This window comes from Modestobacter sp. SYSU DS0290 (genome assembly GCF_054050955.1).
In genome coordinates this window covers 44,263-65,105 of record NZ_JBJHAI010000007.1, presented here as the reverse complement: position 1 = coordinate 65,105, position 20,843 = coordinate 44,263, and the positions used below count along the sequence as shown (strand labels likewise).

General features: G+C 74.3%; 22 protein-coding genes and 1 tRNA gene. 13 read left to right on the top strand and 10 right to left on the bottom strand.

The window, feature by feature from the left end:
* Positions 1-2: 2 nt before the first annotated feature.
* The 5 genes from ACI795_RS08490 to ACI795_RS08470 form a co-directional block, all read right to left on the bottom strand.
* Entirely contained in the window at positions 3-800 is a 798-nt protein-coding gene (locus ACI795_RS08490; protein WP_457075039.1) for a metal ABC transporter ATP-binding protein, read from the bottom strand.
* A complete protein-coding gene (locus ACI795_RS08485; protein WP_457075038.1) occupies positions 797-1,825 on the bottom strand; it encodes a metal ABC transporter solute-binding protein, Zn/Mn family in 1,029 nt (342 codons plus the stop codon). Before ACI795_RS08485 ends, ACI795_RS08490 begins: the two co-directional genes overlap by 4 nt.
* A gap of 363 nt (positions 1,826-2,188) precedes the next feature.
* Positions 2,189-2,353, bottom strand: a complete 165-nt coding sequence (locus tag ACI795_RS08480) for a hypothetical protein (protein WP_457075037.1) — start codon at positions 2,351-2,353, stop codon at positions 2,189-2,191.
* A 42-nt stretch (positions 2,354-2,395) separates the two neighbouring features.
* Positions 2,396-3,319, bottom strand: coding sequence for a ribokinase (locus tag ACI795_RS08475; RefSeq protein WP_457075036.1), 924 nt, complete (start codon positions 3,317-3,319; stop codon positions 2,396-2,398).
* 32 nt (positions 3,320-3,351) lie between these two features.
* Complete coding sequence (locus tag ACI795_RS08470; protein ID WP_457075035.1) at positions 3,352-3,870, bottom strand: DUF6328 family protein; 519 nt, start codon at positions 3,868-3,870, stop codon at positions 3,352-3,354.
* A 47-nt stretch (positions 3,871-3,917) separates the two neighbouring features.
* Here ACI795_RS08470 and ACI795_RS08465 point away from each other — a divergent pair, with 47 nt between their 5' ends.
* From ACI795_RS08465 to ACI795_RS08455, 3 genes are read left to right on the top strand one after another with little or no spacing between them, the layout of a single operon-like run.
* The gene (locus ACI795_RS08465; RefSeq protein WP_457075034.1) at positions 3,918-4,268 is read left to right on the top strand and encodes a DUF3140 domain-containing protein; all 351 of its coding nucleotides are present in this window, start codon (positions 3,918-3,920) and stop codon (positions 4,266-4,268) included.
* The gene (locus ACI795_RS08460; protein ID WP_457075033.1) at positions 4,265-5,005 is read left to right on the top strand and encodes a methyltransferase domain-containing protein; all 741 of its coding nucleotides are present in this window, start codon (positions 4,265-4,267) and stop codon (positions 5,003-5,005) included. The genes ACI795_RS08465 and ACI795_RS08460 overlap by 4 nt, the downstream gene beginning before the upstream one ends.
* Positions 5,006-5,033: 28 nt before the next feature.
* Positions 5,034-6,059 carry a type III polyketide synthase gene (locus ACI795_RS08455; RefSeq protein ID WP_457075032.1) on the top strand — a complete coding sequence of 342 codons (1,026 nt, stop codon included), beginning with the start codon at positions 5,034-5,036 and terminating at the stop codon, positions 6,057-6,059.
* Between the two features lies 1 nt (position 6,060).
* Here ACI795_RS08455 and ACI795_RS08450 read toward each other — a convergent pair whose 3' ends face one another.
* On the bottom strand, positions 6,061-6,606 hold the full coding sequence (locus ACI795_RS08450; protein WP_457075031.1) for a GNAT family N-acetyltransferase: 546 nt from the start codon (positions 6,604-6,606) through the stop codon (positions 6,061-6,063).
* Positions 6,607-6,658: 52 nt separating this feature from the next.
* A tRNA-Gly gene (locus ACI795_RS08445) sits at positions 6,659-6,729 on the bottom strand.
* Positions 6,730-6,916: 187 nt separating this feature from the next.
* On the opposite strand from ACI795_RS08445, the gene dcd reads away from it, so the two are divergent.
* A complete protein-coding gene (dcd, locus tag ACI795_RS08440; RefSeq protein WP_457075030.1) occupies positions 6,917-7,522 on the top strand; it encodes a dCTP deaminase in 606 nt (201 codons plus the stop codon).
* An 89-nt stretch (positions 7,523-7,611) separates the two neighbouring features.
* On the top strand, positions 7,612-8,385 hold the full coding sequence (locus ACI795_RS08435; protein WP_457075029.1) for a methyltransferase domain-containing protein: 774 nt from the start codon (positions 7,612-7,614) through the stop codon (positions 8,383-8,385).
* A 3-nt stretch (positions 8,386-8,388) separates the two neighbouring features.
* Here ACI795_RS08435 and ACI795_RS08430 read toward each other — a convergent pair whose 3' ends face one another.
* The 3 genes from ACI795_RS08430 to ACI795_RS08420 all read right to left on the bottom strand — a co-directional run bounded on the left by ACI795_RS08430 (position 8,389) and on the right by ACI795_RS08420 (position 12,685).
* Positions 8,389-9,708, bottom strand: coding sequence for an MFS transporter (locus ACI795_RS08430; protein WP_457075028.1), 1,320 nt, complete (start codon positions 9,706-9,708; stop codon positions 8,389-8,391).
* A gap of 44 nt (positions 9,709-9,752) precedes the next feature.
* Positions 9,753-10,307 carry a hypothetical protein gene (locus ACI795_RS08425; protein ID WP_457075027.1) on the bottom strand — a complete coding sequence of 185 codons (555 nt, stop codon included), beginning with the start codon at positions 10,305-10,307 and terminating at the stop codon, positions 9,753-9,755.
* Between the two features lie 89 nt (positions 10,308-10,396).
* Entirely contained in the window at positions 10,397-12,685 is a 2,289-nt protein-coding gene (locus ACI795_RS08420; protein WP_457075026.1) for a (Fe-S)-binding protein, read from the bottom strand.
* 203 nt (positions 12,686-12,888) lie between these two features.
* Here ACI795_RS08420 and ACI795_RS08415 point away from each other — a divergent pair, with 203 nt between their 5' ends.
* The 8 genes from ACI795_RS08415 to ACI795_RS08380 all read left to right on the top strand — a co-directional run bounded on the left by ACI795_RS08415 (position 12,889) and on the right by ACI795_RS08380 (position 20,686).
* Positions 12,889-13,218, top strand: a complete 330-nt coding sequence (locus ACI795_RS08415; protein WP_457075025.1) for a PadR family transcriptional regulator — start codon at positions 12,889-12,891, stop codon at positions 13,216-13,218.
* A complete protein-coding gene (locus ACI795_RS08410; protein ID WP_457075024.1) occupies positions 13,215-14,234 on the top strand; it encodes an HAAS signaling domain-containing protein in 1,020 nt (339 codons plus the stop codon). The genes ACI795_RS08415 and ACI795_RS08410 overlap by 4 nt, the downstream gene beginning before the upstream one ends.
* A gap of 164 nt (positions 14,235-14,398) precedes the next feature.
* Entirely contained in the window at positions 14,399-15,400 is a 1,002-nt protein-coding gene (locus ACI795_RS08405) for a type IV toxin-antitoxin system AbiEi family antitoxin domain-containing protein (protein WP_457075023.1), read from the top strand.
* A gap of 310 nt (positions 15,401-15,710) precedes the next feature.
* Positions 15,711-17,591 (top strand): molecular chaperone DnaK, encoded by a 1,881-nt coding sequence (gene dnaK, locus ACI795_RS08400; RefSeq protein WP_457075022.1) that lies wholly within the window; start codon positions 15,711-15,713, stop codon positions 17,589-17,591.
* Between the two features lie 64 nt (positions 17,592-17,655).
* The gene (gene grpE, locus ACI795_RS08395; RefSeq protein ID WP_457075021.1) at positions 17,656-18,405 is read left to right on the top strand and encodes a nucleotide exchange factor GrpE; all 750 of its coding nucleotides are present in this window, start codon (positions 17,656-17,658) and stop codon (positions 18,403-18,405) included.
* An 82-nt stretch (positions 18,406-18,487) separates the two neighbouring features.
* Positions 18,488-19,723, top strand: a complete 1,236-nt coding sequence (gene dnaJ, locus ACI795_RS08390) for a molecular chaperone DnaJ (RefSeq protein ID WP_457075020.1) — start codon at positions 18,488-18,490, stop codon at positions 19,721-19,723.
* Positions 19,720-20,145, top strand: a complete 426-nt coding sequence (locus ACI795_RS08385) for a heat shock protein transcriptional repressor HspR (RefSeq protein WP_457075019.1) — start codon at positions 19,720-19,722, stop codon at positions 20,143-20,145. Before dnaJ ends, ACI795_RS08385 begins: the two co-directional genes overlap by 4 nt.
* Before the next feature lie 67 nt (positions 20,146-20,212).
* Positions 20,213-20,686, top strand: a complete 474-nt coding sequence (locus tag ACI795_RS08380; RefSeq protein ID WP_457075018.1) for a MarR family winged helix-turn-helix transcriptional regulator — start codon at positions 20,213-20,215, stop codon at positions 20,684-20,686.
* Positions 20,687-20,843 lie beyond the last annotated feature (157 nt).

The window sequence follows — 20,843 nt, the reverse complement described above, 5'->3', positions numbered from 1 at the left end:
GTTCAACCGCCCCGGGTGAAGAGATCGCCCTGCGCGGTGCGCACCACCCGGACCGGGGTGCCGTACAGGTGGGTGAGCAGGTCCTCGGTGACGACGGCGTCGATCGGGTCGTGGTGCGGATGCCCGTCGAGCAGGTAGACGGCGTCGGTCAGCACGGGGAGCAGCGGGTTGAGGTCGTGCACGACCACCATGATCGTGACCTGCCGGGAGCGGGTGAGCTCGCCGAGCAGCGTCACGACCTCGTGCTGGTTGCGCAGGTCCAGGTTGGCCAGCGGCTCGTCGAGCAGCAGCAGCCGGGCGTCGTCGACGATCGCCTGGGCGATGGCGACCCGCTGCTGCTGGCCGCCGGAGAGCTCCGACATCCGCCGGTCCGCATAGCCGGTGGCGCCGACCCGCTCCAGGGCCTCGTCCACCCGCGCCCGCTCGGCGGCCGAGGCGCGGCGCAGCCCGAAGCGCCCGCCGGTCAGGCCCAGCATGACCAGGTCCCGCGCGCGGACGGTCTCGCCCAGCGCGGCGGTGTAGTTCTGCGGCACGTAGCCGATCCGGCGGTCACCCCGGCGCGGGGTGCGGCCGAGCACCTCGACCCGGCCGGTGGCCGGGGGCAGGAGCCCGAGGACGAGCTGGAACAGGGTCGTCTTGCCCGCGCCGTTGGGGCCGATGACCCCGACGACGGCGCCGGTGGGCACGGTCAGCGAGCCCTCGGACCACACCGTCCGGCCGCCGCGCGCCACCGAGACGTCGTCGAGGACGAGCGCCGGTGGCGGCGCGACGGCCGGGGCAGCTGTCTGGATGTCGGTCACTGACCCCCACCGAGTGCGTCGGACAACTGCTGCAGCTGGGAGAGCTGCCAGTCGACGAACGACGACTCGCCGTCCGGTGCCGACTCTGTCACCTCGACGACCGGCACGTCAGCCGCCTCGGCCGTGGCGCGGAGCTGCTCGGGGACGCTGCCCTCGGTCTGGGTGTTGTAGACCAGCACGTCGACCGACCCGTCCGACAGCGCGGACTCGAAGGCGGCGACGTCGCCGGGCGCCGGCTCGGCCTCGTTGCTGGCCGCGGCCCGGTAGCCCTCGGGGGTGGCGTCGGTCAGGCCGACCGCCTCGGCGGTGTACTCGAAGACGCTCTCCGTGGCGGCGTAGCTGCGCCCGGCGGCGGCGGACTGCAGGGCGGTGATCTCGTCCAGGTAGGGCTGCAGCTCGGCCTCCCAGGCCGCGGCCTGCTCGGCGAAGTGGTCGGCGGCGTCGGGCGACAGCGCGCTGAGCTCCTCGGTCACCGCGGCGGCGACGTCCTGCACGTGCTCCGGGGAGTACCAGAGGTGCGGGTTGACCCCGCCGTGGCCGTGGCCCTCCTCGCCCGCGTGCTCCTCGCCAGCGGCGTGCTCGTCCTCGGCGTGCTCGTCCGCCGCGTGTTCCTCGGTCTCGATCCCCACGACCTCGGCCGCGTCGACGATCGCCGGGTCGGAGTCGAGGGCGGCGACGGCGTCGGCGGCCCAGTGGTCGTAGTCGGCGCCGTTGAGCACCACGAGCTCGGCGTCGGTGAACGCCGCGATGTCGGCGGAGGTGGCCTCGTAGTCGTGCGGGTCGACGGCCGCGGAGGCGAGCACGGTGGTGACGGTGGTGCAGTCGCCGCCCAGCTGCTCGACGATGTCACCCCACTGGCTCACCGAGACGACGACGTCGAGCACCTCGCCGGGGCAGTTGTCCGCGTCCGCCTCGCTGGTCGTGGTGCCGGCGCCACCGGAGCTGCCGCAGGCGGCCAGGGTCAGCGTCGCGGTGGCGGCCAGCGCGGCGAGTGCGGGGCGGCGGAACAGGGCAGGGCGGGGCACGACGGGTCCTCACGTGGATGCCTGATGGGAATGAATCTCAGACCCAGTATCACCCACGTGCTGATCACGGTCGAGCTCGGTGCCCCGGAGGTGGCGGGGATCATGGACCCGGCGTCGTCCGGACCCGCCGGGCGGCCGTGCCCGAGGAGGTCGCCGTGCCGGTGTCCCGGGACCGCACCTCGTCCGTCCGTCCGCCGACCGCGCCGCCGCGCCGCGCGCCGCGGGCGCCGGACCCGGCGCCGTCCCCCGCGCCGGGAGAGCCGCTCCGCGAGCCCGGGGCACCCTCTCCCGAGGGTGGGGACCCGGCCGGGGACCGGCCGACGCGCGACTGACCCGGCGGTCGCCGGGCCAGTCGCGCCCGGGTCAGGCGCCGGTGACGCGGTTCTCGGGGTCCAGGCCCTCCTCGGCCGCCGCCTCCGAGCCCTCGGCGGGCTCGTCGGGGTGCGGCGTGCGACCGCCCTCCTGGTCGACGGCGGGGTCGCCGCCCTCGGCGGGCTCACTGGTGTGCTGCTGCGCGCTCTCGGTCATGCCTGGGCGGATGCCCGGCCGGCCGGTCCGGAAACCCGCCGCTCAGGCGACCGGCCCGGCCGGGGGCGTGCGGGGCAGCAGCGCCTGGACGGCGTCGTCGTCCGGCAGCGCCCCCCGGGCGCCGGCGCCGGTGGTCGACAGCGCTGCGGCGGTGACCGCGTACCGGACCGCCTCGGCCAGGCCGGCGCCCCGGTCCAGCGCGCTGCTCAGCGCACCGCAGAAGCAGTCGCCGGCGCCGGTGGTGTCCACGGCGTCCACCGGTGGCGGCGCCTGCAGCAGCACCGGCCCCCCGGTCGGCACCACCAGCGCACCCCGCTCGCCGAGGGTCACCACGACGTCGCCGGTGGCCACCCGCCGGGCCAGCGCGGCCAGGGCGGCCGGGGAGTCGTCCCCGCCCGGGGCGCCGGCCAGCGCCCGCAGCTCCGGCTCGTTGGGCACCAGCACGTCGACGTCGGCGAGCAGTTCGGGGCTCAGCGGCCGGGGTGGTGCCGGGTTGAGCACGACCGTGCCGCGGGTGGCCGCCGCGGCGGCCTGCACCGTCTCCGGCGGGGTCTCCAGCTGGAGCAGCAGCACGCCGGCGCGGTGCACCGACTCGACGTCGACGTCGGCCGGGGTGAGCGCGGCGTTGGCCCCGGGTACGACGACGATCAGGTTCTCCCCGCCGCGGGCCTCCACCGGGATCGTCGCCGACCCGGTCGGGGTGCCGGGCGTGCGCCGCACCCGCCCGACGTTCACCCCGGCGTCGGCCAGCGCGGCGAGCTGGCGGCCGGCGGCGGGGTCGTCGCCCACCCGCCCGACCATGTGCACGCCGCGCCCCAGCCGCCCGGCCGCGGCGGCCTGGTTGGCGCCCTTGCCCCCGGGCAGCAGTGCCACCGCCGAGCCGACGACGGTCTCGCCACGCCCGGGGAGCCGGTCGACGGTCACCACGAGGTCCTCGTTCAGGCTGCCGACGACGGTCACGGACACGCGGGCCTCCCGGTGATCGCCACGGGAGCAGCCTAGGAGTCCCGGTCGGGGGACCGCCGCTGGCGCAGCGGCAGGAGGTACCAGGTCACCAGCCCGAGGGCGCCGATCACCGCGCACACCGCGATGGCCGGCCCCCGGCCGAGCACCACGTCCAGCACCAGCAGCACCGCGCTGCCGATGCCGACCAGGAGGAGGGTCAGCCCGCCCACCAGCGCCCGGTCGGCGAACGCGACGATCGCCGACTTCTGCCGCCGCCGGAAGAGCATCCGGTGGAAGGAGACCGGCGCGACCAGGACCACGGTGGACAGGGCGGTGCTGATCATCGTCACCGAGTAGACCGTCGTCCCGAAGGTGCCCAGGTCGGTGAAGCGGGACTGGAACGGCAGGGTCAGCAGGAAGGCGAAGAGCACCTGGACCGCGGTGATGGTTACGCGGATCTCCTGCAGGACCTCGTTCACGTTGCGGTCCAGCACCTTGTCGGGGCTCTCGCCGCGCGCCTGGGCCGTCCGCTCGGCGTCCGCCCGCTCGGCGTCGGTCGGTTTCTCTGCCACCTCCCGGCGGTACCTCAGGCGGAGTCGATCAACACCCGGGAGGTGCCGTGGCCCAGCGCCAGGTCGAGGACGCCGACACGATCCGCCGCGAGTTCGGCGAGGCGGTGAACATGACCGCGGGTGAGCTCGAGCGCTGGCTGGCGACCGGGCAGTCGCAGTCGGTGGGCCAGCAGGACGGCGGCTCGGGTGAGTCGACCGGGCACGAGTCCGGCCGGCGGATCGTCGCGCTGCTGCACACGAAGAAGGCCGATCTGACCGACGAGGACCTCGCGCACATGCGGAAGGTGCACGGCTACGTACAGCGGCACCTGGCGCAGCGGCCGGAGAAGGAGGACGTCGAGACGTCGAGGTGGCGGTACAGCCTGATGAACTGGGGCCACGACCCGCTGAAGGAGTGAGCCCGCTGGAGCGCAACGACCCGGCCCAGTACGACGAGCTCGCCGACCAGTGGTGGGAGCCGGCCGGCGGGTTCGCGATGCTGCACTGGTTGGCCGCCGCCCGCGCCGAGCACGTCCCGCCCGCGGCCCGGCCCGGGGCGCTGCTGGTCGACCTCGCCTGCGGGGGCGGGCTGATGGCGCCGCACGTGGCCCGGCTCGGCTACCGGCACGTCGGCGTCGACCTGGGCCTGGCCGGGCTGCGCATCGCCCGCGACCACGGCGTCGTCCCGGTGCGCGGCTCGGTGCTGGCGGTGCCGCTGGCCGACGGGTGCGCCGACGTGGTGACCGCGGGGGAGATCCTCGAGCACGTCGAGGACGACGCCGCGGTGATCGCCGAGTGCGCCCGGCTGCTGCGCCCCGGCGGAACGCTGGTCATCGACGCGCTCGCCCGCACCCGGCTGGCCGATCTGGTCGCGGTGCGGATCGGGGAGCGGGTGCCCGGCGGGCCGCCACCGGGCATCCACGACCCCGCGCTCTTCGTCGACCGGGAGCGGCTGTGCGCGGCCGCCGAGGCGGCCGGGCTGGACCTGCGGCTGGTCGGGTTGCGCCCGTCGGTGCGCGACGTGCTGGCCTGGCGCCGCGGCCGGCGGGACGTCGTCCGGATGCGGCCGATGCGCTCCACCGCGGTGCTGTTCGCCGGCTACGGGGTCAAGCGCGGCGGGCGGGGGCCGGTGCCCGGACGTACGGTCGGGTCATGAGCAGGTCCGACGGAAGCCGTCCCCGGCCGTGAGCGCGGTCGTCACCGGCGCCGGGCGGGCGCTGCCGGCCAGCTACGAGCAGTCCTCCGTCTGGCGCGACTACTTCGCCCCCCGGTACGCCGGGCTGCGGGCCGCCGAGCGGGTGTTCATGGCCGCCGGCGTGCGCACCCGGCACGCGGTCGTCTACCCCGGCGACGAGGACCTCTCCGCGGCGGGCACGGAGACCCGGATGCTCCGCTACGTCGCCGAGGCGATGCCGCTGGGCAAGCAGGCGGTGGCCGGTGCGCTGGACGCCGCCGGGCTGGCACCCGGCGACGTCGGGCTGTTCGCCGTCGCCTCCTGCACCGGCTACGTCACCCCGGGGCTGGACATCCGGCTGGCCAACGACCTCGGCATGCCGGCCGACCTGCAGCGGCTGCTGGTCGGGCACATGGGCTGCTATGCGGCCATCCCGGGGCTGGGCGCGGTGGGCGACTACGTGACCGCCCGGTCGAAGCCCGCGGTGCTGCTGTGCCTGGAGCTGACCAGCCTGCACGTCCAGCCGGCCGTCCCCGAGCTGGAGCAGGTGGTCAACCACTCGCTGTTCAGCGACGCCGCCGCGGCGGTGGTCGTGGAGCCCGGTGCCCGGCGTGGCCGCCGGGTCGCGGCCACGGTGGCCCGCACCGACTACGCCACCGCCGACCACATGACCTGGGACGTCACCGACCTCGGCTTCCGGATGGGGCTCTCCCCGCGGGTCCCCGACGTGCTCTCCCGGCACGTCGCCGGCGTCGTCGACGAGCTGCTGACCGGCGCGGGGCTGCGGGTGGAGGACGTCGCCGGCTGGGCGGTGCACCCCGGCGGGCCGCGGATCCTCGACGTCGTCCGCGACCAGCTCGGGCTCGCCGAGGAGCAGATGAGCGCGTCCCGGCGGGTGCTCGCCGAGCACGGCAACTGCTCGTCGGCCACCGTGCTGCTGGTGCTCGAGGAGCTGGGCGACGTCGACGGCCCGGTGGTCGCGATGGCGTTCGGGCCCGGGCTGACCCTCTACGCCACGCTGCTGCTGCCCGCCTGACTCACCAGAGGTCGCCGCGCCGCCAGTCGCAGATCAGCCGGCCGGCCGGGTCCAGGTCGGCCGGCGTCGCCGGCGTGGACAGCACGAACACGTCCTCGCCGGAGGTCTCCTGGAGGCCGTCGGGGGTGAGCGCGGCGGTCGGCCCGGTCCACCGCAGCCAGCCGCGGGCGGTGTACAGCGCGGCGCCGGCGGTGCTGGCCGACAGCGCGCCCAGCTCGAACCCGCCGGTGACCAGCCGCTCGGCCTCGGCCATCAGCGCGGTGCCCACGCCCCGGCGGCGGACCGCCGCCGCGGTGGCGACCGCCTCGACGTAGCCGGTGCGCAGGGTCGTGCCCGCGGCGATCAGCTGGCGGCCGACGACGGCGGTGTGACCGGCGAGCTCGCCGTCGACCGTGGCCAGCACGTGCACCCCGCCCAGCGCGTGGCCCCAGTCCTCGTCGCTGAAGGAGTCGAACGCGGTGTCGAGGAAGCGGCGGAGGTCGTGCAGCTCGGCGGGGGAGAGGTCCGCCGTCGGCAGGGTGCGCAGCTGGACGTCGGAGGAGATCACCCGCTCAGCCAAGCGGACCGGCCCGGGAGGCGCAGCCCGGGAGGATGAGGAGAGCGGGTGACGAGAATCGAACTCGCACTGTCAGCTTGGGAAGCTGATGTTCTACCATTGAACTACACCCGCGGAGAGGCGTCAGCCCCTGCGCCGGAGAGCCTACCAAGCACTCCCGGCGAGGCGTCAGCCCCCCGGTCAGCCGCGCATCACGCCGAGGAAGCCGGTCGTCTCCGACCCCTTGCCGAGCTCCCCGGCCCGCGTCGCTCGGAGCAGGGACCGAGGTCCCGTCCATCGCCGGGTCCCTAGACTCCGCGGCATGCTGCTGTCCGACCGCGACATCCGGGCCGCGCTGGCCGACGGCCGGCTCGGCATCGAGCCCTACGAGGACGCGATGGTGCAGCCCTCCAGCATCGACGTCCGGCTGGACCGGTTCTTCCGGGTCTTCAACAACGCCCGGTACACCCACATCGACCCGGCCCAGCAGCAGGACGACCTGACCACGCTGGTCGAGCCCACCGGTGACGACCCGTTCGTGCTGCACCCCGGGGAGTTCGTGCTCGGCTCGACGCTGGAGGTGGTGAGCATCCCCGATGACCTGGCCGCCCGGCTGGAGGGCAAGTCCTCGCTGGGCCGGCTGGGCCTGCTCACCCACTCCACCGCCGGCTTCGTGGACCCGGGCTTCTCCGGGCACATCACCCTCGAGCTCTCCAACGTGGCGAACCTGCCGATCACGCTGTGGCCGGGGATGAAGATCGGTCAGCTGTGCCTGTTCCAGCTGACCTCGGCGGCCGAGCACCCCTACGGCTCGTCGGTCTACGGCTCCCGCTACCAGGACCAGCGCGGCCCCACGCCGTCCCGGTCCTTCCGCAACTTCAGCCGGGCGGAGACCCGGCGCCCCGACGCCGCCACGCCCCTCGCGTGACCGCCGCCCGACCCGGCGCCGCGCGACGGGTGGGCGAACAGTCGTGCATGGCCGGGTGACGGGCCGCCGTGCTGGGTAGGGACGCCGCCATGGACCCCCGGGACACCGCCGTTCTGCTGCCCGCCGCCACCGGCGACTCCGTGGCGGACGGCTTCTTCGACTGCGCCGAGGAGTCGGCGCACTACGCCTTCGGGGTCCAGCTGCTGCTGACCCAGTACGCCTCCGTGATGCCCTGGGAGCAGGAGGGCGTGGCCGAGCTGGGCAGCGGCGACGCCCGGGCGATCGCGCACGTCGTCCGCGCCGTGCCGGGCCTGCGGGTGCACGGCACCGACATCAGCGAGACCTCGGTGACCCGGGCCCGGCGGACCATCGCCGAGCTCGGCGTCAGCGACCGCTACACCGTCGAGCACGGCGACTTCTTCGCCTGGGCCGACTCCGCCGGCGGTGAGCGGGTGAGCACGGTGATCGCCAACCCGCCCTACCTCCCCGCCCCCGACGGCGAGCTGCTCATGCCCGAGCTCTGGGGCGGCTGGTACGGCAACGACCTCGCGCTGCGGCTGCTCAAGGCGGGCTTCGACCACGTGCTGGTCGCCCTGCCCAGCTACTCCGACCCGGCCGGCACGCTGGCCGTGGCCCGGGAACACGGGTTCCGGGTGGCCAACTTCCTGGCGATGGGCCTGGAGTTCGGCGCCTACAGCCGCGAGCCGAAGGTCCGCGAGCACGTCGCGCGGCTCACCGCGGAGGGTCGTGGCTGGGCCGGCGAGGACGAGTACGTCGTCGCCGTCGCGCTGCTCACGCGGTCCCCGCAGATCCGCCGGGACCGGTCGGTCGAGCTGCTGCGCGCCCTGCAGCTGTCGGTCTGAGCCCTAGCGTTCGGTGCGGTCGGCCGGGGGGACGGCGATCGGCGCCTCGGCGCCGGCCACCTCCACCGCCGCCACGGGCAGCGTGCTGCGCGGCGTCGGGCCGGGCAGCTCGTCGTCGACGTACCGCTCCCGGCAGATCGCCCACCCGGTGACGCCGAGCAGCACGACGCCGGTGTAGACCAGCACGAACATGCCGGTGTACCCGCCGGTGATCCCGCGCAGCAGCCCGACCAGCAGCGGGCCGACGCCGGCCAGTGCATAGCCCCAGCCCTGCGCCACGGTCGACAGCGCCGCGACCGACTCCGGGGTCCGCCCCCGCAGGCCGAAGAGCGCCAGCACCATGGCGAAGGAGCCCATCCCCAGGCCCAGCAGCGAGACCCACAGCCACGAGAGGGTGAGCGGGGCAAGCAGCAGGCCGGTCCAGCCGGCCAGGTAGCAGGCGACGAAGACCAGCAGCATCGGCCGCTGCAGCTGCTGGCGCACCGCCACGAGCGGGACGACGGCGTTGAGCGGGATGACGATGAGCGCGTTCAGCCCGACCAGCGACCCCGCAGCCGCGGCGGCCATCCCCTGGTCGCGCAGGTACTGGGCGGTCCACCCGACGATCACGTAGGCCTGCATCGACTGCAGGCCGAAGAAGGCGGCCATCGTCCAGGCCAGCGGGCTGCGGGTGAGTGTCCGGATCCGGATGGCGGTGTGCGTGCTCCGCGACGCCCCCGGCCGCACCGGCACGAAGAGCCAGGGCAGCGCGGCGACCAGGGCGAACACCGCCCAGATGCCCAACGCCCAGCGCCACCCGTCGGCGCCGGCTGCCGCGGCGATCGGGGCCGCCGTGACGCTGGCGACGGCGCCGCCGACCGCCAGGGCCGTGCTGTAGGCGCCGACCAGCAGCCCGGTGCGCCCGGGGAACCAGCGCTTGACCAGGCCCGGCAGCAGCACGTTGCCCAGCGCCCCGCCGACCATCGTGGCCACCGTGCCGGCGAGGAAGACCCACACGCTGTCGGTGGCGACCCGGGCCAGCAGCCCCAGGGTCATCACCAGCAGGGCCGCGGCCAGCACGTGCCCGTCCCGGTAGCGGGCGGCGAGCGGCGGCCCGGCGAAGCCGATCAGCGCGAAGCAGATCAGGGGCATGCTCGTGATCAGCCCGGCCAGTCCGGAGGAGATGCCCAGGCCGCGCTCGATCTCCTCCAGCACCGGGCCGACGCTGTTGACCGCGGTGCGCAGGTTGAAGCCGGTCAGCACGATCGCGGTGCCGACCAGGACGGCGCCGGAGGAGGCGGGACCGGCGGGCGCGGCCGCGGTGTCGGGGGTGGAGCGGGTCACGTGCCCGGATCATCCTCCTGGGCCCGGACGGCCGGGAGGGGGGCCTACCGGGAGACGGTGACCAGCACCGACGCGACCTGCTCGGCGGTGCCGTCGGCGCCCACCCGGAGCAACGCCAGCTCGTGCGGGCCCTCCCCGGCCGGGGCGGCGATCGCCAGCGTCGGGCTCAGGCACTGGCGCAGTTCCAGCGCCGGCCCGGCGCCGGTCTGGGTGTAGCTGACCGTGCTGCCGGCGTCCCCCTGGACCGGAGCGCCGTCCAGCGTCGCCACGTACCACGCGCCGTCCGGGCCGGTGAGCCGGTAGCGCAGCACCGCGCCGGGGGCGACGACGCTGCTGGCCACCCCGATGGCCGGGGTGTCGCAGTCGGCGGGGAGTGGAACGTCCTCGGCCCCGCCGGTGCCCGCCAGGCCCAGCACCGCGAGCACCACCGCCGTCACGGCCAGCCAGACCCAGCCCCGGTTGCGGCGCACCGGCGGCCGGTCGTCGGCCAGGGTGCGCTCGTCGTTGACGTCGCGCGCGTAGTGCAGCCGGCTGCGGCGGTTGCCCGCGGCCAGCTCGGGGTCCTCGTGCCCGCGGACGCCCCCGAAGATGAAGCTCACCCCGTCAGTGTCCCTGGTGACGGGCTGGAGCGGCGCCGGTGCAGGGGCCCGCCGCGGGCCTGCGAGTGGTGAGGGGCACCGGGGTCCTTCTAGTTCCGGGTGGCCGGCGAACCGGTGCCGGCCGGGTCGTCGGGCTCGGTGCCGACCTCCGGCCCCGAGCCGGTGCCGGGTGCGCCGGCCGGTGCCATCGAGCGCAGCAGGATCTGGCTGACGTCGAGCACCTCGACGTGCTCCTTGGCCTGGCCGGCCTGCTTCTTGCTGGTCACCGCGTCGCTCAGCATGGTGATGCAGAACGGGCAGGCGGTGGAGATGACGTCCGGGTCCAGGTCCAGCGCCTCCTCGGTGCGCTCGACGTTGATCCGCTTGCCGATCTTCTCCTCCATCCACATCCGCGCGCCGCCGGCGCCGCAGCAGAAGCCGCGGTCCTTGCAGCGGTGCATCTCCTGGGTGGACAGCCCCTGCACGGCGCCGAGCACCTCGCGCGGCGGCGTGTAGACCTTGTTGTGCCGGCCCAGGAAGCACGGGTCGTGGTAGGTGACCTTGCGGTCGACCGGGGTGACCGGGGTGAGCCGGCCGTCCTCGACCAGCTGGCCGAGCAGCTGGGTGTGGTGGACGACGTCGTAGTCGCCGCCCAGCTGCGGGTACTCCCGGCCGATCGAGTTGAAGCAGTGCGGGCAGGTGGCGACGATCTTCCGCCGGCCCGGCTCGCGGCCCTCGAAGACGGTGTCGAGCGTCTCGACGTTCTCGGCGGCCAGTTGCTGGAAGAGGAACTCGTTGCCCATCCGGCGGGCCGGGTCGCCCGAGCAGGTCTCCCCGTTGCCGAGGACGGCGAACTCCACGCCGGCGATGTGCAGCAGCTCGGCGACGGCCCTGGTGACCTTCTTGGCCCGGTCGTCGATGGCGCCGGCGCAGCCGACCCAGAACAGGTACTCGACGTCGTCGGGGATCGCGCCGTCGACCTGCCGGACCTCGAAGTCCAGGTCCTTCATCCAGTCCTCGCGGACGTTGCCGCCCACGCCCCACGGGTTCCCGCGGTTCTCCAGGTTGCGCATCATCACGCCGGCCTCGGAGGGGAAGCTCGACTCGATCAGCGTCTGGTAGCGGCGCATGTCCATGATGTGGTCGACGTGCTCGATGTCCACCGGGCACTGCTCGACGCAGGCGCCGCAGCTGGTGCAGCTCCACAGGACGTCGGGGTCGATGACCCCGCCCTCCTCCAGCGTGCCGACCAGCGGGCGGTGCGCCTGCGCGTCGTTGGTGCCCTCGATGCGGGCGTACCCGGAGGCCCAGACCTGCTCGTCACTGGCCTGGAGCGTGGAGTAGTCGGCGAAGTCGGGGGCGTTGTCCGACGCCTTCGTCGCGCCGGTCAGGTACGGGGCCTTGGCGTAGAGGTGGTCCCGCAGGTCCATGATCACCATCTTGGGAGACAGCGGCTTGCCGGTGTTCCACGCCGGGCACTGGCTCTGGCACCGCCCGCACTCGGTGCAGGTGGTGAAGTCGAGCATCCCCTTCCAGGTGAAGTCCTCGATCTTGCCGCGGCCGAAGACGTCGTCCTCGCCGGGGTCCTCGAAGTCGATCGGCTTGCCGCCGCTGGTCATCGCCGGCAGCGGGCCGAGCGCCTGGGAGCCGTCGGCCTCGCGCTTGAGGTAGATGTTGAAGAAGGCGCTGAACCGGTGCCAGGCCACGCCCATGTTGAGCACCCGGGAGATGGTGATCAGCCAGACCAGGCTGACGACGATCTTGACGAAGGCGACGATCGAGAGCAGGTCCGGGTTGGCGGGGACCAGGTTCGCCAGCGCGCCGGAGACCGGGTGCGACCAGGCCGGGGCGTCGGTGAGGCCGGCGGCGACCTTGATCGCCCGGATCAGCAGGATGCAGACGCCGATGACCAGGACGACGGCCTCGACGAAGTAGCCGCGGCCCTCGTTCGACCCGGCGAACCGGCTCTGCCGGCCCTTGCGGCGCGGGTGGTCGAGCTGGCGCCGGATGATCAGGTAGAGGATGCCGAGCACCGTGGCGGCGCCGATCAGGTCGACGAAGAGGTTCCACAGGGCCCACTCGCCGATCAGCGGCAGGTGCCACGCCGGGTTCCAGACCTCGCCGAAGGCCTCCACCAGGGTGAGGAACAGGCCGTAGAAACCGACGAAGACGAACCAGTGGGCGGCTCCGATCGCCGACCACTTCAGCATCCGGGTGTGGCCCAGCGACTCGATCGCCAGCGTCTTCAGCCGCGGGCCGACCGGGCCGGTGCGGTGCGGATCGGGCTGGCCGGTGCGGAAGATCGCGAGCATCGCGCGGACCGCCTTGGTGGCATAGACCACCGAGACGACGAGCAGGAGCACGGCGAGCGTGCCGAGGACGATCTGCAGCGGGCCCATGGGCTCCCTCTCGTGCGCGCGTGCGGGCGTCGCCGCCCACCCGGGACCGACGTTGACCGGGCGAGGTCACGCTACCGGCCGGTAACCGGTGACCCCAGGGGGCCGCGTCGCGACGATCCGTACGCGTGTTGCTCTTCTCCGCGCACTACTCCGCATGGTGCACTAGCCCCGTGCCGTCACTGGGGCGGTGGGGGAGGTGGCGCGTGGACGCCAGTCAGCTGCTCAAGGGCGTGCTGGACGTCGCGGTGCTCGCGGTCGTCCGCGACGCCGACGGCTACGGCTACGACGTGGTCCGCCGGCTGCGCAACGCCGGCCTGGAGGACGTCGGTGACGCCTCGGTCTACGGCACGCTCCGCCGGCTGTACCAGGCCGGCGCGCTGACCTCCTACGTCGTCCCCAGCGACGAGGGGCCGCACCGGAAGTACTACGCGATCAACGACAGGGGGCGCTCGGTGCTCGAGGACTCGACCAAGACGTGGGGGACGTTCGTCGACGCCGTCGACGGCGTGCTGGGCCGGATGGCGGCCGCGTGACCGCGCCGACGGCGCCCGATCTCGCCCGGCAGGTGCAGAACTACCTGGTGGCGGTGGAGTGCGAGCTCAGCGACCTGCCCGCCGAGGAGCGCGGCGACCTGCTCGAGGACCTGGAGACCCACCTGGCGTCGCTGGCCGAGGAGGACGACGACCGGCCGATCGACGTCCGGCTGGGTTCACCGGTCGCCTACGCGGCCGAGCTGCGCGCCGCCGCCGGGCTGCCGCCGCGCGACGGTGCGCGCCCGTCGCGGGACCGGACGGCCGAGCTGCGCCGCTGGGTGGCCCGCGCGCAGGCGCACCCGCTGGGTCGGGAGGTGCACCGGCTGCAGCGGGAACTGCGGCCGGCCTGGTGGGTGCTGCGGGGCTACCTGCTGATCGCGGTGCCCGCCGCCCTCTCCGGCGACTGGGACTTCCCCTTCCCGGCCCCGCTGGGCAGTGAGGCGCTCGGCGTCCTGCTCGTCCCGGCCGCGGTCGCCGGGTCGGTCTGGCTCGGCCGCCGCGAGCTGTCGCCCCGGCTGCGGGTGCCCGTGCTGGCCGGCGGTGCCCTGCTCGCCCTGGTCGCGTTCTTCGCGGTGGTGGACGCCTCGCCGGCGGACTCGGTCGACTACGGGTACGCCGCCGAGTACGGCTACCCGACCCCGGTGACCGACCAGGCCGTCGGGCAGTACCCGCTGGTGTCCCGGTACGGCCCGGTGACCGACGTCCTGCCCTACGCCGCGGACGGCACCCCGCTGGAGGGCGTGCTGCTCTACGACCAGGACGGCCGCCCGCTGGAGGTCGGCTTCCAGGAGTGGTGGGCCGACGGCTGCACCCGGGAGCTGCGCCAGCCGCTGGCCGCCGACGGGGTGCCGGTGCCGAACGTGTTCCCCCAGCAGTACGTCCTGGACGGCTCCGGCACCGACCTCTACGGGGTGCCGGTGCCGCTGGGCACCTGCGATGCCACCGTCCAGCGCCCCGAGGTGCCGCTGCCGGAGTTCCCGGCGTCGTCGGCGCCGGAGACCCCCGCCGCCGACTGACCCACCCCGGTGTCGGCCCGGGATCAGGTGACCTGATCATGCGTGCTCCTGGCTCACCCTCCGCGGTGAGCCAGGAGCACGCGCGGTGAGCCAGGACGGTGGTTGTCCACAGTCGGACGGCGGTGGAGGCCACGAACCGGCGGTTCGTTGCCAGGCTCTCGGCCATGCACCCGGTCCTCCGTGACGCCGCCGGTCGCCAGTGGGGCGCGTTCACCGCCGCTGACATCCGCCGTGCCGGCCTCGACCCGATCGACGTCCAGTCCGCCCTGCGTCGCGGGGAGTGGGACCGCCTCCGCCGCGGCGTGTACGTGGAGCGGGCAGTCCTCCAGGACGCCCAACGGTGGGGCGACGCCGCCCGGCACCGGCTCGACTGCGCCGCCGTCCTGCTGTGCCTGGGTGGTCGGCCGGCGGTGAGCCACGCCTCGGCCGCGCGCCTCGCGTCGTTGGTCGTCCCGGCCGGTCTGCCGCCCCTCGTGCAGCTCACCGACGAGGAACAGTGGCGTCGGGGGCGGGGGTATGCGGTCATGCGCGCCCGGCTGCCGGCCCACCACCTCCGTACGGAGGGACCCTTCCGGCTGACCGGACCCGCCCGGACGCTGGTGGACTGCGCCCGCGAGTGGGCTCTGGAGGACGCCGTCGTGGCGATGGACGCCGCCCTGCACGCCGACGTCGTCACCGCGGCAGAGCTGCGGGCGGCGGTGCTGGACGCCACCCACTGGTACGGGATCAGTGGGGCCGCGCGCGCCGCGGGGCTCGCTGACGGCCGCGCGGAGTCGCCACTGGAGACACGTGGCCGGCTGGCGTTGCTGGGCAGCGGCCTCCCCGCGCCGGAGCTGCAGGTCGAGCTGCGCGGGCCGCGGGGCTTCGTGGCCCGCGTCGACGCCTGGTACGAGGACGCTGCAGTGGCGATCGAGTTCGACGGTCGGGTGAAGTACGAGGACCCGCGCCGTGGCCGGACGCCGGCGCAGGTGCTGTGGGAGGAGAAGCGCCGTGAGGACGCCGTGCGCGACCTCGGTGTCCGGTTCGTGCGCATCGCCCAGGCCGACCTCGGTGCCGGGTGGCCTCCGGTCGCCGAGCGACTCCGCTTGCTGCTCGCGACCCGGGTGCCCGGGGAGCGGCGTTTCCGTGTCGTGCGGGCATCGGCCGGCCGTCGCGCCCGGGCCTGACCGCGTACGGCATCCACGCCGTCCGGGCTCACCGTCGTCGCTCCTGGCTCACACCCGGTGGTGAGCCAGGAGCACGCACGATCAGGTCACCTGATCCCCGGATGATCGTCCGTGACACGGGGCGGCCGAGGCGCGCGCGACGGCAGGCTCCGCCCCCCCGGGAACACGGCGGCGGGGCCTGCCGTTACGGTGGGCAGGAAAGTTGAGCGGACCAGGCGCAAGGCGTGCCCGGCAGTGGGCGACCCGGCGTCGCCGGTCCCTCGGCTCTCTCCGGACCTGCACCACCCACCAGCACAGAGGAGAAGCCCCCATGGCACGAGCGGTCGGTATCGACCTGGGCACCACCAACTCCGTCGTCTCGGTCCTCGAGGGCGGCGAGCCCACCGTCATCGCGAACTCCGAGGGCTCCCGCACCACCCCGTCGGTCGTCGCGTTCGCCAAGAACGGCGAGGTCCTGGTCGGGCAGTCGGCCAAGAACCAGGCGGTCACCAACGTCGACCGCACGATCCGCAGCGTCAAGCGCGAGATCGGCACCAACTGGAAGACCGGCGACATCGACGGCAAGCAGTACACCCCGCAGGAGATCAGCGCGCGGGTGCTGCAGAAGCTGAAGCGCGATGCCGAGACCTACCTGGGCGAGCCGGTCACCGAGGCGGTCATCACCGTCCCGGCGTACTTCGAGGACGCCCAGCGCCAGGCCACCAAGGAGGCCGGGGAGATCGCCGGCCTCAACGTGCTGCGCATCGTCAACGAGCCCACCGCGGCCGCGCTGGCCTACGGCCTGGACAAGGGCGAGACCGAGCAGACGATCCTGGTCTTCGACCTCGGTGGTGGCACCTTCGACGTCTCGCTGCTGGAGATCGGCGACGGCGTCATCGAGGTCAAGTCCACCGCCGGTGACAACAAGCTCGGTGGTGACGACTGGGACGAGCGGATCGTCAAGCACCTGGTGCAGACCTTCAACGCGCAGTCCGGCATCGACCTGGCCAAGGACAAGCTGGCCATGCAGCGGCTCCGCGAGGCCGCGGAGAAGGCCAAGATCGAGCTGTCCGGCGCGCAGTCGACGAACGTGAACCTGCCCTACATCACCGCCGGGGCCGAGGGCCCGCTGCACCTGGACGTCACGATCACCCGGGCGGAGTTCCAGCGGCTGACGCAGGACCTGCTCGACCGCACCAAGGCCCCGTTCAACCAGGCCATCCGGGACGCCGGCGTCTCCGTCTCCGACATCGACCACGTCGTCCTCGTCGGTGGCTCGACCCGGATGCCGGCCGTGACCGAGCTCGTCCGTGAGCTGACCGGCGGCAAGGAGCCCAACAAGGGCGTCAACCCCGACGAGGTCGTCGCCGTCGGCGCTGCCCTGCAGGCCGGTGTCCTCCGCGGTGAGGTCAAGGACGTCCTGCTGCTCGACGTCACCCCGCTGTCCCTGGGCATCGAGACCAAGGGCGGGATCATGACCAAGCTCATCGAGCGCAACACCACGATCCCGACCAAGCGCAGCGAGATCTTCACGACGGCCGACGACAACCAGCCGTCCGTGCAGATCCAGGTCTTCCAGGGCGAGCGCGAGATGGCCGCCTACAACAAGAAGCTCGGCATGTTCGAGCTGACCGGTCTGCCGCCGGCACCCCGCGGTGTCCCGCAGATCGAGGTGGCCTTCGACATCGACGCGAACGGCATCGTGCACGTGTCCGCCAAGGACCTGGGCACGGGCAAGGAGCAGTCGATGACGATCACCGGCGGGTCGGCCCTGCCCAAGGACGACATCGAGCGGATGATGCGCGACGCCGAGGCCCACGCCGAGGAGGACAAGCGCCGCCGCGACGAGGCCGAGACCCGCAACCTGGCCGAGTCGCTGCAGTACCAGACCGAGAAGTTCCTGGCCGAGAACGGCGACAAGATCCCGGCCGACAAGAAGGAGGAGCTGGGTGAGGCGCTGACCGAGCTCCGCTCCGCCCTCGGCGGCTCGGACGTCGCGGCGATCAAGACCGCCCAGGAGAAGGTCGCCCGGGTCTCCCAGGAGGTCGGTGGCGCGCTCTACGCCCAGGCGCAGGCCGACGGCGCGCCGGCCGGTGACGCCGACGCGGGCTTCGCCGGTGCGACCGGTGACGCCGGTGCCTCGGGTGCAACGGCCGCGGACGACGACGTCGTCGACGCCGAGATCGTGGACGAGGACACCGACAAGCGGTGACCGCACCGGCTGCGTGCCGGCCCGCCGGCCCGGGGAACCGGGCCGGCGGGCACGGGAGGGAGCCATGAGCCAGCAGGACGAGCAGGCGCCGCGGGTCGTCATCCGTGACCGGCGGCGCATCGACCCGACCAGCGGCGCGGTCCGCGAGCCGGCCGGCGAGCAGCCGGCCGGCTCCGCGGCCGCCCAGGGAGAGCAGATGAGCGAGCAGAACGAGGGGGCGGCCCCGGTCGCCGAGCACACCGACGTCCCGGCCGGTGACCTGGGCGGGGACCCGGGCGGGGACACCGCCCGCCAGCTGGCCGAGCGGACCGAGGACCTGCAGCGGGTCACCGCGGAGTACGCCAACTACCGGCGCCGCGTGGACCGGGACCGGGTCCTGGTGGTCGACCAGGCGGCCGAGCGGTTCGCCGGTCAGCTGTTCCCGATCGTCGACGACATCGAGCGGGCACGGGACCACGGCGACCTGACCGGGGCGTTCAAGGTCGTCGCCGACCGAGTGCTGGGGCTGCTCGACGGCCTGGGCGTGGAGTCCTTCGGCAAGCCCGGCGACCCGTTCGACCCGGCGCTGCACGAGGCCGTGCTGCACGACACCTCGCCGGAGGTGAGCGAGCCGACCGCCACCACGGTGCTGCGCCCGGGCTTCCGCCGCGGCGACCGCGTGCTGCGCACTGCGATGGTCGGCGTGACCGAGCCGGAGTCGCCGGCCCCGGTGGCCGAGGCCCCGGTGGCTGAGGCCCCGGTGCGCGAGGACACGGCCGCAGCCGGGGAGCCCGACGCCGTCGGGCAGCCGGGCGCGGACCCGGCCGACCGCTGATCCCACACCCGCTGCCGGTCCGGCGCCCACGACCCGGGCGCCGGGCCGGCCCGACCGCAGCACAGCAGAGAGGAGGCGCCCGATGAGCAGCACCCGGGACTTCATCGAGAAGGACTACTACGCGGCCCTGGGCGTCCCCAAGGACGCCGACGCGGCGGCGATCAAGAAGGCGTACCGCCAGTTGGCCCGGGAGCTGCACCCGGACAAGAACCCCGGCAACGCCCAGACCGAGGCCCGCTTCAAGGAGGTCTCCGAGGCCTACGACGTGCTGTCGGACCCCAAGCGGCGGGCCGAGTACGACGACGCCCGGCGGCTGTTCGGCTCCGGCGGCTTCCGGCCCGGCGCCGGCGGCGGTGGCGCGGGCTTCCCCGGCGGGTTCCCGGGTGGCGCCGGTGGCGCGGGGCAGCCCTTCGACCTCGGGGACCTGTTCGGTGGCGCGGGCGCTCCCGGTCCGGGTGGCCGCGCCGGCGGGTTGGGCGACCTCTTCGGTGGGCTGTTCACCGGCGGCGCCCCCGGAAGCAGCACCAGGAGCCGGCAGCAGGCGGCCTCCGGTCCGGCCCGCGGCCAGGACGTCGAGACCGAGGCGACGCTCGCGTTCGACGAGGCGGTGCTGGGGGTCACGGTGCCCCTGCGCATGCAGAGCCCGGGGACCTGCCCGACCTGCTCCGGCAGCGGCGCCAAGCCCGGCACCAGCCCGCACACCTGCCCGGTGTGCAACGGCGCGGGCGTCACCAGCCGCAGCCAGGGCGCGTTCGCCTTCTCCGAGCCCTGCCGGGAGTGCCGCGGCACCGGCTCGGTGGTCGACGACCCGTGCCCGACCTGCTCCGGCAGTGGGGTCACCAACCAGACCCGCACGATCACCGTCCGGATCCCCGCCGGGGTCAAGGACGGGCAGCGCATCCGGCTGGCGGGCAAGGGCGCGCCCGGCCGGCGGGGCGGTCCGGCCGGTGACCTGTTCGTCGTCGTGCACGTCAGCGGGCACGACCTGTTCGGCCGCAGCGGCGACGACCTCACGCTCACGGTGCCGGTCTCCTTCGCCGAGGCCGCGCTCGGGACCACCCTCACCGTGCCCACGCTGGACGGCTCGGTCTCGCTCAAGGTGCCCGCCGGCACCGCCAGCGGCCGGACCTTCCGGGTCCGCGGCCGCGGCGTGCCGGGCAGGGGCACCGCGGGCGACCTGCTGGTGACCGTCGAGGTGGCGGTGCCCCAGCGGCTGACGCCCGGCGCCCGCGAGGCGATCGAGAAGCTCGCCGCCGAGCTGCCCGACGACCCCCGTCCGGAGGTCACCGCCGCGCTGCGCCACGGGAGCACCCGGTGACCGGCCCGGGCCCGGCCTTCGCCGAGGACGCACCCGTCTTCGTCATCTCGGTGGCCGCCGAGCTGGCCGGCATGCACGCGCAGACGCTGCGCCAGTACGACCGGCTCGGCCTGGTCAGCCCGGGGCGCACGGCCGGCGGCGGGCGCCGGTACAGCCCACGGGACGTCGCGCTGCTGCGCGAGGTGCAGCGGCTCAGCCAGGAGGACGGCGTCAACCTGGCCGGGATCAAGCGGATCATCGAGCTGGAGTCCCAGGTCGAGGCGCTGCAGACCCGGGTCGGCGAGCTGCTGGAGGAGCTGCAGGTCGCCGAGTCCCGGCGGATCGCCGCGGAGTCCGCGGTCGCGGCCACGTACCGGCGGGACCTGGTGCCGCGTACGGCCGGCTCCGCGCTGGTCATCTGGCGGCCCGGCGGCCACGCCTGAGCGCGCCGCGCGGTGGCATCCCCCGGGGAACGTTGAGCCGGTTCCGAACGTGGGACACGATGTGACCGTGGACAGCGAGTTGGACAGCCGCCAGGCGTACGTGCACCTGGAGCGTGAGATCGCCCTGCTGCTCCGGCGCGCGCGGGCCATCCAGGGGCGGCTGGGGAGTCAGCTCCACCACGAGCTGGACGGCGCGGCCTACGGGCTGCTCGTGCTGCTCGACGACGCCGGCCCGCTGCGCGCCAGCGACGTCGTCGCCAAGCTCGGGCTGGACAAGAGCACGGTCAGCCGTCAGGTGGCCTCGCTGGTCGACCTAGGGCTGGTCGACCGGACCGCCGACCCCGACGACGGCCGGGCCCAGGTGCTGTCGACCTCCGCGGAGGGCCACCGCCGGCTCAGCGAGCTGCGCGACGCCCGCCGGGCCCGGTGGGAGGCCGACCTGTCCGACTGGGACACCGCCGACGTCGCCACGCTGGCAGAGCTGCTGGGGCGGCTCAACCGCATCGGCGAGGCCCGCGAGGCCGAGGTCACGAACAGCTGAGGCCGTGAACGCCTGAGACCCCGGACGGCTGAGCCGTCCGGGGTCTCAGGCTGTCTCCCTCCCCGGGAGAGGGGTTTCACACCCCAAGAGGTTGCATGCTCCAACCAACCGGCGCAAGATGTTTGCTGTCTGCACAGGACGGTGAGCGCGGCGACGA

Bases quoted from the DNA above. Each gene is read 5' to 3' on its own strand.
- ACI795_RS08420 (WP_457075026.1), bottom strand. From the start codon at position 12,685: ATGGGCCCGCTGCAGATCGTCCTCGGCACGCTCGCCGTGCTCCTGCTC.
- ACI795_RS08435 (WP_457075029.1), top strand. From the start codon at position 7,612: ATGGACCCCCGGGACACCGCCGTTCTGCTGCCCGCCGCCACCGGCGAC.
- ACI795_RS08480 (WP_457075037.1), bottom strand. From the start codon at position 2,353: ATGACCGAGAGCGCGCAGCAGCACACCAGTGAGCCCGCCGAGGGCGGC.
- grpE (WP_457075021.1), top strand. From the start codon at position 17,656: ATGAGCCAGCAGGACGAGCAGGCGCCGCGGGTCGTCATCCGTGACCGG.
- dcd (WP_457075030.1), top strand. From the start codon at position 6,917: ATGCTGCTGTCCGACCGCGACATCCGGGCCGCGCTGGCCGACGGCCGG.
- ACI795_RS08405 (WP_457075023.1), top strand. From the start codon at position 14,399: ATGCACCCGGTCCTCCGTGACGCCGCCGGTCGCCAGTGGGGCGCGTTC.
- dnaJ (WP_457075020.1), top strand. From the start codon at position 18,488: ATGAGCAGCACCCGGGACTTCATCGAGAAGGACTACTACGCGGCCCTG.
- dnaK (WP_457075022.1), top strand. From the start codon at position 15,711: ATGGCACGAGCGGTCGGTATCGACCTGGGCACCACCAACTCCGTCGTC.